Annotated in this window: 15 protein-coding genes; 11 read left to right on the top strand and 4 right to left on the bottom strand. The window is 69.7% G+C overall.

What is annotated here, in order from left to right:
• The first annotated feature begins 13 nt into the window (after nt 1-13).
• Entirely contained in the window at nt 14-646 is a 633-nt protein-coding gene (gene otnC / locus ACFFIC_RS11555; protein WP_377050384.1) for a 3-oxo-tetronate 4-phosphate decarboxylase, read from the top strand.
• Between the two features lie 9 nt (nt 647-655).
• On the opposite strand, the gene ACFFIC_RS11550 is transcribed toward otnC, so the two are convergent.
• On the bottom strand, nt 656-1,192 hold the full coding sequence (locus ACFFIC_RS11550; protein ID WP_377050382.1) for a cyclin-dependent kinase inhibitor 3 family protein: 537 nt from the start codon (nt 1,190-1,192) through the stop codon (nt 656-658).
• A 143-nt stretch (nt 1,193-1,335) separates the two neighbouring features.
• Between ACFFIC_RS11550 and ACFFIC_RS11545 the strand changes: the two genes are divergently transcribed.
• Entirely contained in the window at nt 1,336-1,506 is a 171-nt protein-coding gene (locus tag ACFFIC_RS11545; protein ID WP_377050380.1) for a hypothetical protein, read from the top strand.
• A 106-nt stretch (nt 1,507-1,612) separates the two neighbouring features.
• On the opposite strand, the gene ACFFIC_RS11540 is transcribed toward ACFFIC_RS11545, so the two are convergent.
• On the bottom strand, nt 1,613-3,301 hold the full coding sequence (locus ACFFIC_RS11540) for a carbohydrate-binding domain-containing protein (protein WP_377050378.1): 1,689 nt from the start codon (nt 3,299-3,301) through the stop codon (nt 1,613-1,615).
• Nucleotides 3,302-3,726: 425 nt separating this feature from the next.
• Between ACFFIC_RS11540 and ACFFIC_RS11535 the strand changes: the two genes are divergently transcribed.
• Nucleotides 3,727-4,650, top strand: coding sequence for an oxygenase MpaB family protein (locus ACFFIC_RS11535; protein ID WP_377050376.1), 924 nt, complete (start codon nt 3,727-3,729; stop codon nt 4,648-4,650).
• 82 nt (nt 4,651-4,732) lie between these two features.
• Here the strand turns inward: ACFFIC_RS11535 and glgX are convergent, their stop codons facing one another.
• The gene (gene glgX, locus ACFFIC_RS11530; RefSeq protein WP_377050374.1) at nt 4,733-6,877 is read right to left on the bottom strand and encodes a glycogen debranching protein GlgX; all 2,145 of its coding nucleotides are present in this window, start codon (nt 6,875-6,877) and stop codon (nt 4,733-4,735) included.
• Nucleotides 6,878-7,097: 220 nt separating this feature from the next.
• On the opposite strand from glgX, the gene ACFFIC_RS11525 reads away from it, so the two are divergent.
• The gene (locus ACFFIC_RS11525) at nt 7,098-7,709 is read left to right on the top strand and encodes a cysteine hydrolase family protein (RefSeq protein ID WP_377050372.1); all 612 of its coding nucleotides are present in this window, start codon (nt 7,098-7,100) and stop codon (nt 7,707-7,709) included.
• On the opposite strand, the gene ACFFIC_RS11520 is transcribed toward ACFFIC_RS11525, so the two are convergent.
• Nucleotides 7,692-8,180 (bottom strand): MarR family winged helix-turn-helix transcriptional regulator, encoded by a 489-nt coding sequence (locus tag ACFFIC_RS11520; protein WP_377050370.1) that lies wholly within the window; start codon nt 8,178-8,180, stop codon nt 7,692-7,694. The genes ACFFIC_RS11525 and ACFFIC_RS11520 overlap by 18 nt on opposite strands.
• A gap of 95 nt (nt 8,181-8,275) precedes the next feature.
• On the opposite strand from ACFFIC_RS11520, the gene ACFFIC_RS11515 reads away from it, so the two are divergent.
• The 7 genes from ACFFIC_RS11515 to maiA are packed head-to-tail and all read left to right on the top strand — an operon-like array spanning nt 8,276 to nt 15,434.
• Nucleotides 8,276-9,883, top strand: a complete 1,608-nt coding sequence (locus ACFFIC_RS11515) for an FAD-dependent oxidoreductase (RefSeq protein ID WP_377050368.1) — start codon at nt 8,276-8,278, stop codon at nt 9,881-9,883.
• Complete coding sequence (locus ACFFIC_RS11510; protein WP_377050366.1) at nt 9,883-10,110, top strand: DUF2783 domain-containing protein; 228 nt, start codon at nt 9,883-9,885, stop codon at nt 10,108-10,110. Before ACFFIC_RS11515 ends, ACFFIC_RS11510 begins: the two co-directional genes overlap by 1 nt.
• Nucleotides 10,111-10,124: 14 nt before the next feature.
• A complete protein-coding gene (locus tag ACFFIC_RS11505) occupies nt 10,125-11,108 on the top strand; it encodes an MBL fold metallo-hydrolase (protein WP_377050364.1) in 984 nt (327 codons plus the stop codon).
• 12 nt (nt 11,109-11,120) lie between these two features.
• On the top strand, nt 11,121-12,470 hold the full coding sequence (gene hmgA, locus ACFFIC_RS11500) for a homogentisate 1,2-dioxygenase (protein ID WP_377050362.1): 1,350 nt from the start codon (nt 11,121-11,123) through the stop codon (nt 12,468-12,470).
• Nucleotides 12,471-12,472: 2 nt separating this feature from the next.
• On the top strand, nt 12,473-13,756 hold the full coding sequence (fahA, locus tag ACFFIC_RS11495; protein WP_377050360.1) for a fumarylacetoacetase: 1,284 nt from the start codon (nt 12,473-12,475) through the stop codon (nt 13,754-13,756).
• Between the two features lie 51 nt (nt 13,757-13,807).
• The gene (locus ACFFIC_RS11490) at nt 13,808-14,788 is read left to right on the top strand and encodes a Bug family tripartite tricarboxylate transporter substrate binding protein (RefSeq protein ID WP_377050358.1); all 981 of its coding nucleotides are present in this window, start codon (nt 13,808-13,810) and stop codon (nt 14,786-14,788) included.
• A gap of 13 nt (nt 14,789-14,801) precedes the next feature.
• A complete protein-coding gene (maiA, locus tag ACFFIC_RS11485) occupies nt 14,802-15,434 on the top strand; it encodes a maleylacetoacetate isomerase (protein ID WP_377050356.1) in 633 nt (210 codons plus the stop codon).
• The last annotated feature ends 93 nt before the right edge of the window (nt 15,435-15,527 follow it).

Raw genomic sequence — 15,527 nt, 5'->3', positions numbered from 1 at the left:
GGAGGGCGGTGCCATGACCGAGGGCGAGCTGCGCGGCCTGCTGGTGGAACTGGGAGCCAGCCTCTTCGCGCGCGGCTATTCCGTGGGCAGCGCCGGCAACATCAGCGTGCGGCTGCCGGACGGCTTCCTGATGACGCCGACGAACTCCTCGCTCGGGCGGCTCGAGGCGTCGCGGATCAGCAAGCTCGACGGCGGCTGGCGCCATGTGGGCGGCGACAAGCCGTCCAAGGAGGTGTTCATGCACCGGGCCGTGCTGTCGGCGCGGCCGGAGGCGGGGGCGGTGGTGCACCTGCATTCCACCCATGCGACGGCGATCAGTTGCCTCGCCCGGCCCGGAGACGCGGAACCGATCCCGCCGCTGACGCCCTATTTCGTCATGCGCGTGGGGCGCAGCCTGCCGGTGGTGCAGTATTACCGCCCGGGCGACGCGGCCATGGAGGCGGAGATCCACGCGGCGGCGCTCGGGGCGCGCGCCATGCTGCTGGCCAATCACGGGCCGGTGGTGTCGGGCAAGTCGCTGCTCGACGCCGTCTATGCCGCGGAGGAACTGGAGGAGTCCGCGCGCCTCGCGCTGATGCTGCGCGGACAGGCGGCGCATGGCCTGACGCCGCCGCAGGTGGAGGACCTGCTCGCGACCTTCGGGTGAGCGGCGCCGCTACCGCGCCAGCATGAGGAGGTGACGCTCCTGCGCGGCCGTTTCCACGGCGCCGGGGCGGACGGCCCTCACGGCGTCGATGGCCTCCCTGGGCGGCTGCCCGCGCTCCACCAGGATGCGCGAGGCAACGAGGCCGGCGCGGCCCAGCCCGCCCTTGCAATGCACCAGCACCTTGCCGCCACCATCCAGCGCCGCGTGAACCGTGCCGCGGGCGGCGGCCCAGTCGGCTTCCCAGGCCGGGGTGGGGGTGGAGAAGTCCTCGATCGGCAGGTGCAGCCATTCCATGCCGGCGCCCGCCACCGAAGCGCCGAGGCCGGGCACGCGGAGCGCGCGCAGTTCCGCCGAAGTCACCAGGGTGACGACCAGGGCGGCACCCCAGCCGGCGATGGCCGCCACGTCGGTCGCAAGGTCCCGCGACCAGGTGCCGGTGGCCGCCATGGCCTGCCACTTGCCCGGGCAGAAGGTGATGCCGAGCGTGCCGCCGCCGGGGCAGGAAAGGGCGGCGATCTGCAACGGATGGGTCTGGCTGGTTCTCATTCCCGGCACTTCCTGTGGCCGCGCCGGAGGATGGACCAGCCCGGCGGGAACGGCCATCCCGGACCGGGCGTTGAGGCGCTGGGCCCATACGCGCTAATCTCGGGCAGGCCGGGTTATCAGAACCCAGGGAAGTGAGGTTGTGCATGCGTAAGCCGAATTATGACTTTGAACGCAGTCAGCGCGACAAGGCCAAGGAAATCAAAGCGCAACTCAAGGCGCAGAAGAAGCTCGAGCAGAAGGAAGCCGCCCAGGCGGGCGTGCAGCCCAGAGAAGACGGCGCCGGCGACGAAGGTGCCGACACCGGCCGGGAGTGATCCCGACCGGTGCGGTCGCCGCGGGGAAGGGGCGCCGGATCAACCGGCGCCCTTTTTTCGTTCCGTGGCGGTGCGTGCCGTGGCGTGTCCGCAGGGGCCCGCCGGATCAGGCCCAGGGATCGATGTGGAAGGTGGCTGTCGTGGGCTGGACCAGCGTGGCGGTGGCGCCGGCCTGCTCGTGCCCGTCGACGCTGATGCCGTTCACGTAGAGGTTGCGATCGGTGCTGGCGCTGCCACCCCAGGCATCGTTCAGGAAGGCGACCCCCACGGTGGTGGGCACGCTCGCCAGACCGTTGAAGGTGAAGTCCTGCACCGCGCCGGCCGCGTGGGAGGCGGTGACGGTACCGGTGCCGATCTGCTTGCCGTCCGCGATCACCAGGAACTGCGCGTCGCCCTGCCAGGCGTCCTCCGACAGGTGCAGCGTCAGGCTGTGCGTCGCCGCGGGCGCCGTGGCGGCCGCGCCGCCGACGGTGACGGACTTGCTGGCCCCGCTGTTCAGCAGCGCGGCGCCCACCGCCTTCTCCTGGCCGGCATAGGTGATGCTGTCCAGGTAGAGGTTGCGGTCGGTGGCGCTGCTGCCGCCCCAGGCGTCGTTCAGGAACGTCACGGACACCTGGTGCTGGCCCGAGGCCAGGCCGGAGAGGACGACGTCGTCGTGCTGGCCGGCCGCGTGGGAAGCCGCGGCGGTGCGGACGCCGCCCACCTGCTTTCCATCCACGGAGACGGTGAACTGCGCGTGGCCGAGATAGGCATCCTCGGAAACATGGAGCACGAGGTCGCCCGCGGCCGGGGGCGTGGACACGGGGGTGCTCGGTGTCGCGGGCGTAGCGGGTGTGGCGGGCGTTGCCGGCTTGGCAGGGGCAGGGCTGGCCCCGGTGTCATAGGGGTGGGACAGGTCGGACACCGGACGGGCGACCAGCGCCGTGACCGCCGAAACCAGGGCTGAGCCGAGGGCCACGTTGCCGCTCACCAGGCCGTAGGTGTGGTTGCCGCTGACCTGCGCCTGCACGCTGGTCTGGTTCAGCACCAGAGAGGCGCTGGGGGAGACGAGGTCGTTCACCGCCGTGTTGCCGGTGACGGAAAGGCTGGAGCCGGCATAGGGACCGCCTTCTCCGCCGAAGTGGATCATGGCGGGGTTCTGCGAGTGTGCACCCTGCTCGATCACGTTGTTCGCGATCAGCACCTTGCCGCCGTTGGGCACGTCGATCGAATAGCTGCCCGTGCCGTTGGCGCCCTCGGCGATACGGCTGTCGGTGATGACCGTCTCGTGCGCGCGGCTCTTGATCTCGTGCCCCACCACGGCGTCGTGGATGTAGCTGTTGTCGATGGTGAGCTTGGCGATCTCGCCCACGTAGAGGTTGTGCGTGCGGCCATCGCCGACGCCGTTGTGGTTGAACTCGCTGTCGGTGATGGTGATCGTGCCGTTCGGGACCGTGCCGGCGAGAATGCCGTTCTGGTTGTTCTCGAACAGGCTGTCATCGATCGTCAGGTTGCCGCCCTGGAAGCGGATGCCGGCCCCGTTGCCGTCCGCGACCGCCGCGCCGGAGAAGGCGATGTCCTTGATGGTGACATCCGTGTTGGTGACAAGGATCGCCTTGCCGTTCGGGATGTTGCCGGTGGCGGTCAACCGGGCCAGGCCGCCCACGCCCTCGATGGTGATCTTGGTGTTGATGGCCGCGAAGTCGTTGACATAGGTGCCGGCCTGCAGGGCGATCACGTCGCCGTCGTGCGAGGCCGCGACCGCAGAGGCAAGCGTCTTGAACTGCTGGCCAGCGCCAACATTGAGAGTGCTCATCGCTGTATCTTTCCCCAGCCGTGTGGCCCGAGTTTCCGGATTGGCGGAGCAAGCCCCCGCCGCTTGGCCGAAGGGCTACCAAGGCTCTGGACCGAACACATCCACGAGGTCGAAACGGTTGCGGAGTTGGAGCCGATTAGCCGGATCTAAGCTCTCTTTTCCGTGATTGATAGGGAAATCCTCCTGTTACTTTGATTGGGACGAAATCGCGCCACACTGCGCCGTGCCTGAAGAACACACGGTTACGAGGTAGAATTGATCACATTAAGGTGATGTTGGTGTGGGCAAGCTCGCAACCGGGTTGCCTTCCCACCCGCGCAACGGCCTGGCTACCTTTCCGTTTGATGGGAATGACCTCTCCCACAATCCGCCGTGCCGCGACTTCACAGGCGACCGGCGTTGTCCCGCCCCGGACGGAACGGGCGGTGGTTCCTTCCTCCATCTCCCCGTTCCGCCGGTTGGTGGCCCAGCCGCTGAAGGGGGCCATCGCCGCTCAGGTGGCGGGGTTGTTCAACGACCCCAGCCGAGGGGAGCAGCCGGTGAAGCGCCGGCCGGACGGGCTTTTCGGGCCTCAGTCCGTCGCCTGGCGGGTGCACGGCGATGTCACGTCCATGATGGTGGGCGGCGTGGCGTCCCTCCTGATGCAGATGCTGCACCCAGCCGTGCTGGCGGGGGTCTGGGATCATTCGAACTTCCGCGCGGACATGCATGGCCGCCTGCGGCGCACGGCCCGCTTCATTGCCCTCACGACCTATGGTGGGCAGGAGGAGGCCGAGGCCATGATCGCGCGGGTGAGGGGGATCCACGGCCATATCCGCGGCGTCCTGCCGGATGGCACCCCTTACGAGGCGAACGACCCGGCCCTGCTCGCCTGGGTCCACGTGACGGAGACCATCAGCTTCCTCGATGCCTGGATCCGCTACGGCGAGCCCGGAATGTCCTCTGCGGATCAGGACCGGTACTTCGTGGAAATGGCCCGCGTGGCCCGCGCGCTCGGTGCCGATCCGGTGCCGCGCAGCCGGGCGGAGGCTCTGGCGCAGATCCAGGCGGCCCGGCCCCGGCTCCGGAGCGATGCCCGGACGCGCGAGGTGGCGCGTGTGCTCATGGCTCAGCCCGCTCCGAGCCTTCCGATCGAGCCCTTCCGCCAGATCACCTTGCAGGCGGGTGTGGACCTGATCCCGGCCTGGGCGCGCCGGATGCATGGATTGCCCGGCGGGGGCCTGGGGCGGCCCCTGGTGCGGGCCGGCGCCCTGGGTGTCGCGCGGACGTTGCGCTGGGCGTTCGAGAGGAATGTTCTCCCGACCCATCCGGAGCGCGCAACGGCGGGGGGAGGGGGCGCCGGCGGATAGCGGACCTTCCGCCGGGGCCAGCCTCGGCCTGAGGCTGGGAGGCGTGCCGCGGCGGTTGGAGCCCGCCGCGGCACGCCGTCCTTCAGGCCGCCGGGGTCGCTTCCTCCGGCTCGCGCAGGAACACCAGCACCGAGCGGCCGGTGGCCTGGTAGACGCCGCCCACCTCGAAGGAGGCCTGCTCGTCGTCGTCGGGCATGTTGCTGTCCACCAGCAGCGTCCACCCCTTTCCGCCGGGGGTTTCCGGAAGGGTGAACTCGACCGCGTCGTGATAGCCGTTGATGACCATCAGCAGCGTCGCGTCCTGGCCGCGCTTGCGAATGCCGGTGACCTGGGCCCGGCCGTCCATGAGCATGCCGAAGCACTTCATGTTCGCGTCCTCCCAGTCCGCCGCCTGCATCTCCGAGCCGTTGGCGTTGATCCAGGTGACGTCCTTGACGCCCAGTTCCTCGTTGTACTCGCCGGTCAGGAACCGGGTCCGGCGCAGGATGGGGTACTTGTGCCGCAGGCCCGTCAGCTTCTGGGTGAAGCGGATCAGGGACTGGCCCTTCTCCTGGATGTCCCAGTTGAGCCAGCTGATCTCGCTGTCCTGGCAGTAGGCGTTGTTGTTGCCCTCCTGCGTGCGGCCGAACTCGTCGCCCGCGAGGATCATGGGCGTGCCCTGGGAAAGGATGAGGGTGGCGAGCATGTTGCGGATCTGGCGGGCGCGCAGCTCGTTGATGGCCTCGTCTTCCGTCTCGCCCTCGACGCCGCAGTTCCAGGAGCGGTTGTCGGAATGGCCGTCCTTGTTGTCCTCGCCGTTCGCCTCGTTGTGCTTCTCGTTGTAGGTGACGGTGTCGTTCAGCGTGAAGCCGTCATGGGCGGTGATGAAGTTCACGGAGGCCCAGGCGCGGCGCCCGCTGTGGTTGAACTTGTCGCCGGAGGCGGAGAGGCGGGGGGCGAGGGCGGTGGCCGGGGCCTCGCCGCGCCAGAAGTCGCGCACGGTGTCGCGGAAGGTGTCGTTCCACTCCGCCCAGCCGGCAGGGAAGCCGCCGACCTGGTAGCCGCCCGGGCCGCAGTCCCAGGGCTCGGCGATCAGCTTCACCTGTTGCAGCACGGGATCCTGTCCGCAGACCTTGAGGAAGCCGCTCTGCTCGTCGAAGCCGTGCGGCTCGCGCGCCAGGATGGTGCCGAGGTCGAAGCGGAAGCCGTCGATGTGCATCTCCTGCACCCAGTAGCGGAGGCTGTCGGCCACCATCTGGATGACGCGGGGATGGGAGAGGTTGACCGTGTTTCCGGTGCCGGTGTCGTTGATGTAGTAGCGCTTCTGGTCCGGCAGCAGGCGGTAGTAGCTGGCGTTGTCGATGCCCTTGAAGGAGAGCGTCGCGCCCTTCTCGTTGCCCTCGGCGGTGTGGTTGTAGACGACATCGAGGATCACCTCGAGGCCGGCGTCGTGGAAGCGGGCGACCATCTCCTTGAACTCGCGGAGCGAGTTCGGCACGTCCGAGGCGTAGCGCGGGTCGGGCGCGAAGAAGCCGATGGTGTTGTAGCCCCAGTAGTTCACCAGGTCGCGGTTCAGCAGGAAGTCGTCGTTGATGAAGGTGTGGATCGGCAGCAGCTCCACCGAGGTGACGCCGAGGGACTTGATGTAGTCCACCACCGGCTTCTGGCCGAGGCCGGCATAGGTGCCGCGCAGGTCCTGGCGGACCTTCGGGTGCAGGCGGGTGAAGCCCTTCACGTGGGTTTCGTAGGTGATGGTGTGGTCCCAGGGCACCGATTGCCGGCCGGGCTCGCCCTGCCAGTCGAAGTTGGGGTCAACCACCACGCATTTCGGCATGAAGGCGGCGCTGTCGCGCTCGTCGAAGGTCAGGTCGTCGCCGGTTTCCATCTTGTAGCCGAAGACGGAGGGATCCCAGGTCAGCTCGCCGGCATGGGCGCGGGCATAGGGATCGAGGAGGAGCTTGTTCGGGTTGAAGCGGTGGCCCGCCTCGGGCTCGTAGGGGCCGTGGACGCGGTAGCCGTAGAAGGTGCCGGGCGGCACGTCCGGCAGGTAGCCGTGGAAGATCTGGTTCGTGTACTCGGGCAGCTCGACGCGCTCGATCTCCTTGCCGCCCGTGCTGTCGAAGAGGCAGACCTCCACCTTTTTCGCATTGGCCGAGAACAGGGCGAAGTTGGTGCCCTTGCCGTCCCAGCTGGCGCCAAGGGCATTGGGCGTGCCCTCCTTGATGCGGGACCTGTTGACCTCGGACAAGGGCTGCTCCGTTCATGCATGGGACACCGCGCCCGGCCGGCTTGCCGGTGGGGCGGCGGCGATCCGCGGGGTATTGAGCAGGCGCAACGGGGCGGGAGCCTCATGGTTCATCCCCTTGTACGCCCCTACGGGGACGTGATCACGGCGGCGTGGTCTCCTTGGCACCGCATCCTCTGGTCGTCCCCACCGTTCTATGGGAAGAAACGAGGAGGGGATCGGCATGAACGAGGAGAACGGGCTGCGCTTTGGGCCGCTTTCGGACCGCTGCGCCCATCTCTGCGTGGACATGCAGCGGCTTTTCGCGGAGCGGACGGATTGGCACGCCCCCTGGATGATCCGGACCCTGCCTGTGGTGGAGCGCATCGCGGCCGCCCATCCGGAGCGCACGGTGTTCACGCGCTTCATCCCCGCCGCGCATCCTGGGGAAGGGGCGGGAACCTGGCGGCGCTACTACGAGCGCTGGCAGGGTGTCACGCTGGAGGCCCTGCCGCCCGAGGCGGTGGAGCTGCTGCCATCCCTGGCGCGCCTCGCGCCGCCCGCACGGGTGGTGGACAAGGCCGTGTATTCCCCCTGGATGCAGCCAGAGCTGGACGCGATCCTGGAGGAATGGGGCACGGACACCCTGATCGTCACGGGGGCGGAGACCGATGTCTGCGTCCTCGGCGCGGTGCTGGGGGCGGTGGACCGGGGCCTGCGGGTGGTGGTGCCCACCGACGCCGTGTGCTCCTCCACGGACCGGACGCATGACGCGCTGCTGACCCTGTACAGGGAGCGCTACGGCCAGCAGGTGGAGACCGTGCGGACCGAGGACCTGCTACGCGCCTGGACCTGATGCGGGCTCCTCGCGCCCCATCAGCCCCGCGGCGCGGCGGTGCAGCTTGTGAAGGATCCGGTCCAGGGCCCGCTGCTCCTCGGCCGTGAGCACCTCGGCCAGTTCCGCCTGCAGCGCATGGGCGCGCGGGACGATGCGGCGATAGAGCGCCGTGCCCCGGGGCGCGAGGCGCAGGATCTGGGCGCGCTGGTCCCCCGGCGCCGCGGTGCGGGCCACCAGTTCCTTGGACACCAGGCGGATCACGGCGCGGCTGACCTTCACCCGGTCCATTTCCGTGCGCACGATCACGGCCTGGGTGGAAAGCGGCTCTCCCTCGCCCAGCACGGCCATGACCCGCCATTCCGGGATCGAGAGCCCGAACTCGGCCTCGTAGCGGCCGGCGAAGGCGCGGCTCACCGTCTCCACCGCCACCGAGAGGCGATAGGGCAGGAACTCGGCAAGGCGCAGCGGGGCGGGCGGGGGATCGGGCATGAGGGATTTCTTGTATCATCTCAGATGAGATGATATCCAGCCTCGCAAGATCGCGGCCCATCGAGGCACGCGCGAGGGGAGCGAGGGGCCGGGCCATGCATGTCGATTACCGCAGCCTCCGCTTCGAGTACCGGCGCTCGCCCGACCAGTCGGCGGCTCAGGCGGTGCGGCACCCGGTCGTGGTGGTGGGCGCGGGCCCGGTGGGGCTGGCCACCGCCATCGACCTCGCCCAGCGCCTCGAAGGGTCCGGGCAGACGGTGCTCCTGCTGGACGACGACAGCGGGCTCTCCAACGGCTCGCGCGCCATCTGCTTCGCCAAGCGCACGCTGGAGATCTTCGACCGGCTGGGCTGCGGCGAGGCCATGGTGGAGAAGGGCGTGACCTGGAGCCGCGGGCGGGTGTTCCACCGCGAGGACCCCGTTTACAGCTTCGACCTTCTGCCCGAGGGCGGGCACGGCCGGCCGGCCTTCATCAACCTCCAGCAGTATTATGTTGAGGGCTTCCTGCTGGACCGGGCGCGGGCGCTGCCGGGCATCGAGATCCGCTGGGGCAACAAGGTCTCGGCCGTGGAGCCTTCGGTGGACGGCGTGGCGCTGTCGGTGGAAACGCCCGAGGGCGAGTACCGGATCGTCGCCGACTACCTCGTGGCCGCCGATGGTGCCCGCTCCCCGATCCGTCGCGCCCTGGGCCTGGAGAGCAAGGGCCGCACCTTCCGCGACCGCTTCCTGATCGCCGATGTCCGCATGAAGGCCGACTTTCCGGCCGAGCGCTGGTTCTGGTTCGACCCGCCCTTCCACCCCAACCAGTCCGTCCTGCTGCACAGCCAGCCGGACGGGGTCTGGCGCATCGACTTCCAGCTCGGCTGGGATGCCGATCCGGTGGCCGAGCGCGAGCCCGGACGGGTGATCCCGCGCGTGCGGGCGCTGCTGGGGAAGGACGCCGATTTCGAGCTGGAGTGGGTGAGCGTCTACACCTTCTCCTGCCTGCGGATGGAGCGCTTCCGGCACGGGCGGGTGATCTTCGCCGGCGACGCCGCCCACGGCGTCTCGCCCTTCGGGGCCCGTGGCGCCAACAGCGGCGTGCAGGACGCGGAGAACATCGCCTGGAAGCTGGCGCTGGTGCTGCGCGGCGAGGCGCCCGAGGCGCTGCTGGACAGCTACGATGCCGAGCGCGTGCTGGCGGCGGACGAGAACATCCTGAACTCCACGCGCTCCACCGACTTCATCACGCCCAAGAACGAGGCCAGCCGCGCCTTTCGCGACGCGGCCCTGGACCTGGCCCGGGACTGCGCCTTCGCCCGGAAGCTGGTGAACAGCGGGCGGCTTTCGCTGCCCAGCACCTATCGTGATTCGCCGCTCAACACACCCGATGCGGAGGCCTTCGGCGGGGCGATGGTTCCGGGCGCCCCGGCGATCGACGCGCCGCTGGCCGATGGCGGCTGGCTGCTCCGGCGCCTGGGCGGCGGCTTCGCGCTGCTGCATTTCGGGGAGGCCGCGCCGGCCGCACCGCACAGCGTGCCGCCGCTGCGCGTGGTCAATATCTCCCCCGCCGAGGACGCGGAGGGGCTGGCGGCCGCCCGCTACGACGCGCGCCCCGGCACCACCTACCTGATCCGTCCGGACCAGCATGTGTGCGCCCGCTGGCGGCGCCTCGATCCCGATGCGGTGCGCGCCGCGCTGGATCGCGCGACGGGGAGGACCTGATGCTGAACACCGAGCCCAACATCGCCTCCCCCGACGACTTCTACGAGGCCTTGCTGCGCATGCACCAGGACCTTTCCCCGGAGCAGGGCCGGCAGGTGGATGCACGGCTGATCCTGCTCCTGTCCAACCACATCGGCGACCTTGCCGTGCTGCGCCAGGCCATGGCGCGCGCGCGGCAGGGGATCGAGCCCGCCGGGCACGACGCCATCATCGCCGCCCGCGCCTGAAGGAAAGACCGCCCATGTCCGGCTTCGCCAGCACCACCGACCTCGCCGAGAAGACCATCTCCTTCGACGAGCTTGGCCCGGGTCTTTACGGCTACACCGCGGAGGGCGACCCGAATTCGGGCGTGGTGATCGGGGACGAGGGCGTGCTGGTGGTGGATGCCCAGGCGACGCCGCGCATGGCGGCCGATGTGATCGCGCGCATCCGCACCGTGACGGACAAGCCGGTGACGCATGTGGTGCTGTCGCACTACCACGCCGTGCGCGTGCTCGGCGCCTCCGGCTACGAGGGGGCCGAGGTCATCGCCTCGGACGTCACGCGCGACCTGATCGTGGAGCGCGGTCAGCAGGATATGGACAGCGAGATCGGCCGCTTCCCGCGCCTGTTCCGGGGCAAGGAGAGCATTCCCGGCCTGACCTGGCCGGACGTGACCTTCCATCAGAAGATGACGCTGTGGATGGGCAAGCGGGAGGTGCAGATCATCCAGATCGGGCGCTCGCACACTGCCGGCGACACGATCGTCTGGTTGCCCAGGGAGCGCGTCCTGTTTTCCGGCGACTGCGTGGAATACGGCGCGACGCCCTATTGCGGCGACGCCCATTTCGCGGACTGGCCGGGCACGCTGGACGCCATCCGCGCGCTGAAGCCGGTGGCCCTGGTTCCCGGGCGCGGCAATTCGCTGACCACGCCGGCGCAGATCGAGGAGGGGCTGAGCGGCACCGCCGACTTCACCGCCGATCTCTTCGGGATCGCGAGAAAGGGCGCGGCCGCCGGGCACTCGCTGAAGCAGGTCTATGACGAGGCGATGTCTGTCATGCGCCCCAAATATGGGCACTGGGTGATCTTCGACCACTGCATGCCCTTTGACGTGTCCCGCGCCTATGATGAGGCCCGCGGCCTGGACTACCCGCGCATCTGGACCGCCGAGCGCGACGTCGAGATGTGGAAGGCGCTGGAGCACGGGACCGAGATGAAGTCCGCCGAGCTGGATCGCAAGTAAAGGGATTTCGCCATGAACGCCCCCTTTCAACCGCAGCCTCTCACGCGCAACGAAACCGGCTACATGCCCGGCTTCGGCAACGGCTTCGAGACGGAAGCCCTGCCGGGCGCGCTGCCCATCGGGCGCAACTCCCCGCAGCGCTGCGCCTACGGGCTCTACGCCGAGCAGCTCTCGGGATCGCCCTTCACCGCGCCGCGCGCGACGAACGAGCGCTCCTGGCTGTACCGCATCCGGCCGACGGTGTCCCACTGGGGCAGCCTCGAGAAGGTGGATGCCGGGCTGTGGCGCACCGCTCCCTGTGCCGAGGTTGAGCTTGCCCCGGCCCCCATGCGCTGGGATCCGCTTCCCCTGCCGGACGGGAAGATCTCCTTCCTGGAGGGCATCCGCACCATCACCACGGCGGGCGACGCGGGCGCGCAGGCCGGCATGGCCGCGCATGTCTATCTCGTCACCCGCTCCATGCAGGACGAGTATTTCTACAACGCCGACGCCGAGATGCTGTTCCTGCCGCAGCAGGGCGCGCTGCGGCTGGCGACCGAGTTCGGGGTGATCGACATCGCACCCGGCGAGATCGCGGTGATCCCGCGCGGCGTGAAGCTGCGGGTGGAGCTGCGGGGCGGACCCGCGCGCGGCTATCTTTGCGAGAACTACGGCGGCGCCTTCACCCTGCCCGAGCGCGGGCCGATCGGCGCCAACTGCATGGCGAACCAGCGCGACTTCCTGACCCCCGTCGCCGCCTACGAGGACCGCGAGGTGCCCTCCACCCTGACGGTGAAGTGGGGCGGTTCGCTCTGGCGGACGGAGATCGGGCAGTCCCCGCTCGACGTGGTGGCGTGGCACGGCAACTACGCGCCCTACAAATACGACCTGCGCCGCTACTCGCCGATCGGGCCCGTGCTGTTCGACCACGCGGACCCCTCGATCTTCACGGTGATGAGCTCGCCGAGCGAGACGCCGGGCACGGCCAACATCGACTTCGTCATCTTCCCCGACCGCTGGCTGGTGGCCGAGAACACCTTCCGCCCGCCCTGGTACCACATGAACGTCATGAGCGAGTTCATGGGCCTGATCGAGGGCGTGTACGACGCCAAGACCGGCGGTGGCTTCGTGCCGGGCGGCTTCTCGCTGCACAACTGCATGCTGCCGCACGGGCCGGACATGGCCGCCTTCGAGGCCGCGAGCGCCGCCGAGCTAAAGCCGCACAAGCTGGAGGGCACGCTTGCCTTCATGCTGGAAACGCGGCTGCCGCAGCGCGTGACGCGCTTCGCCGCCGAGGCGCCGCAGTTCCAGCGCGACTACGGTTCCTATGGCGCAGCCCTGCGCAAGCACTTCAACCCGAACCAGCGCCCGGACCAACGATGAGCATGACCGACGCCACGCACGACCCGGCCCTGCGGAGCTGGGTGGAATCCGCCAACGGCCATCCCGAGTTCCCCATCCAGAACCTGCCGCTGGGCATCTTCACCCCGCCCGGCGGCGGCCCGGCCCGCGCCGGGGTCGCGATCGGGGACTTCGTGCTGGACATCTCCGCGGCACCCGTGGACGAGGACATGCGGGAGGCGGCCGCGGGCGGCTCGCTGAACGCGATCTTCGCGCTGGGTGCCGAGCCGAGGAAGGCGCTGCGGGCGCGTCTCTCGCTGCTGCTGACGGCGGGCAGTCCCCAGCGGGCGGAGCTGGAGCCGCACCTGCAGGCCATGGCGGATTGCGCGCTGCACCTGCCCGCGCGGATCGGCGACTACACCGACTTCTATGTGGGCATTCACCACGCGACGAATATCGGCAAGGTCTTCCGCCCCGACAACCCGTTGCTGCCGAACTACAAGCACGTGCCGATCGGCTATCACGGGCGCGCATCCTCCGTGCGCGTCTCGGGCACGCCGGTGCGCCGCCCGAAGGGGCAGCTGAAGGCGCCGGATGCCGATGCCCCGCGCTTCGCGCCCTGCGAGCGCCTGGACTACGAGCTGGAGATGGGGGTCTGGATCGGCCCGGGTACGGTGCTGGGCGACACCGTTCCGGTGGGGGAGGCCGAGGCCCATGTGGCCGGCTATGGCCTGCTGAACGATTGGTCCGCGCGCGACATCCAGGCCTGGGAGTACCAGCCGCTGGGGCCGTTCCTGGCGAAGAACTTCGGCTCCACCGTTTCCCCCTGGGTGGTCACGCCCGAGGCGCTGGAGCCCTTCCGCATTCCCCAGCCCCCGCGCCCGCCGGGTGACCCGGCGCCGCTGCCCTATCTTCTGGACCCGCAGGACCAGGCACGCGGCGCCTTCGATGTCGGGCTGGAGGTGCTGATCCTGACGGCGGCGATGCGGGAGAAGGGCATGGCCCCGCACCGGATCGCGCTTTCCAACACCCGGCACATGTATTGGACGGTGGCGCAGATGGTGGCGCACCACGCCTCCAACGGCTGCGACCTGAACCCCGGCGACCTGCTGGGTTCCGGCACCATTTCCGCGCCCGATCCGGGAGGCTTCGGCAGCCTGCTGGAAAGCAGCCGCGGCGGGAAGGAACCGGTGTCTCTGCCCTCGGGCGAGAGCCGGCGCTTCCTGGAGGACGGGGACGAGATCATCCTGCGCGCCCATGCCAGCCGGGCGGGCTTCGCCTCCATCGGCTTCGGGGATTGCCGTGCGGCCGTTCTGCCGGCCAACTGAAGCATCGACGCCAAGCTGGCCCACAGAGTCGGCACCAGGAAGGAACCATCCATGAGCCGCTTCACCCTCCGCCGGCGCGCCCTGCTGGGCGCCGGCCTCGCCGCCCTGCCGCTGGCGCCGGCGCTCGCCGCCTATCCCGACCGCTCGCTGCGCTGGATCGTCGCCTATGCGGCGGGCGGCGGCACGGACACGCTGGCGCGGCTGGTGGGCGCCTCGCTCTCGCAGCGCCTCGGGCAGCCGGTGGTGATTGAGAACCGCCCGGGGGCGGCCACCAACATCGGCGCGGAGGCCGTCGCGAAGTCCTCGCCGGATGGTTACACCGTCTTCACCGCGGACAACGGCACGCTGGTCTTCAACACCGCGCTGTTCAAGCGCCTGCCCTATGATCCCGTGCGCGATTTCCGCCCGGTGGGGCTGATGGCGCGCTTCCCGCTCTTCCTTGCCGTGGGGGAGAAGGCGCCTGCGGGCACGGCGCAGGAACTGCTCACCCGCGCCAAGGCCGCGCCCGGGTCGATCGACTGCGCGACGCCCGGCATCGGCTCGCCGCACCACCTGGCGATGGAGCGCATGTCGCGCGAGGCGGGGATCAAGCTCAACCACGTGCCCTATCGCGGCGCGGCGCCGGCACTGAACGACCTGCTCGCGGGCACCATCCCGATGATGGTGCTCGACTATCCCTCGGGCGCCGAATACCTGCGCACGGGGCGGGTGAAGGCGTTGGCGGTGCTCTCGGCGGCGCCGCTGGACGATCTCCCGGCGGTGCCGACCGTGCAGGCCTCCATGGGCCTGCGCGGCTTCGAGGCCTATGCCTGGCAGGGCATGGTGGTGCCCAAGGCCACGCCGGATGCACTGGTGGATCAGCTCACGCGGGAGCTGGCGGCCACCATGCGCGATCCGGCCGTCAGGGCGCGGATGCAGCAGATCGGGCTGGAAACCCTGACCGGCGGCCCCGCCGAGTTCGAGGCGCTGCTGGAGCGCGAGCGCGCCACCTGGCTGCCGCTGATCCGCGACCTCAACATCACGCTCGACTGAACGGGACCGCCGAATGAAGTTGCACGGGTATTTCCGTTCTTCCGCCGCCTGGCGCGTCCGGATCGCGCTGAACCTGAAGGGCCTTCCGGCGGAGCACGCCTTTCGTCACCTGCGTCGCGGCGAGCAGCGGGCGCCGGATTACCTGTGCCTGAACCCGCAGGGGCTGCTGCCTTCGCTGGAGACGGATGACGGCGCGGTGCTGACCCAGTCGGTCGCCATTTGTGAGTGGCTGGAGGAAACCCGGCCGGAGCCGCCCCTGCTGCCGGGTTCCCCGCTGGATCGCGCGCGAATCCGGGCCTTCGCCCTGGCCATCGCCTGCGACATCCACCCCGTGCAGAACCTCAAGGTCCTGGCCCGGCTGCGCGGCATGCAGGTGCCGGAGGAGGAAGTGACGGGCTGGGCGCGGAGCGTGATCCAGGAGGGGCTGGAAGCCTGCGAGCTTCTGCTGGCGGGCGGCGAGGGGCCTTTCTGCTTCGGGCCCGCGCCGACACTGGCCGATATCTGCCTGATGCCCCAGGTGGGGAACGCCCGGCGCTTCGGCTGCGACCTGGGCGCCCTCTCGCGCATCAACGCCGCCGTCCGGGCCTGCGAGGCGCATCCGGCCTTCATCGAGGCGGCGCCGGAGCGGCAGGGCGACGCCGAATAGGGCGCTCCGGTGCCCCGGGGGAATGGTATTCCCCCAACAGGGGGGCATGGCAGGACGGCGCCACCACGTCCGCCCCGATCTTTGGGAAACCGC

The sequence above is a fragment of the Muricoccus vinaceus genome (genome assembly GCF_042433125.1).
Lineage (GTDB): Bacteria > Pseudomonadota > Alphaproteobacteria > Acetobacterales > Acetobacteraceae > Roseomonas > Roseomonas vinacea.
Note: the sequence above shows the minus strand (reverse complement) of the source record. Positions and strands in the feature narration are given on the sequence as shown.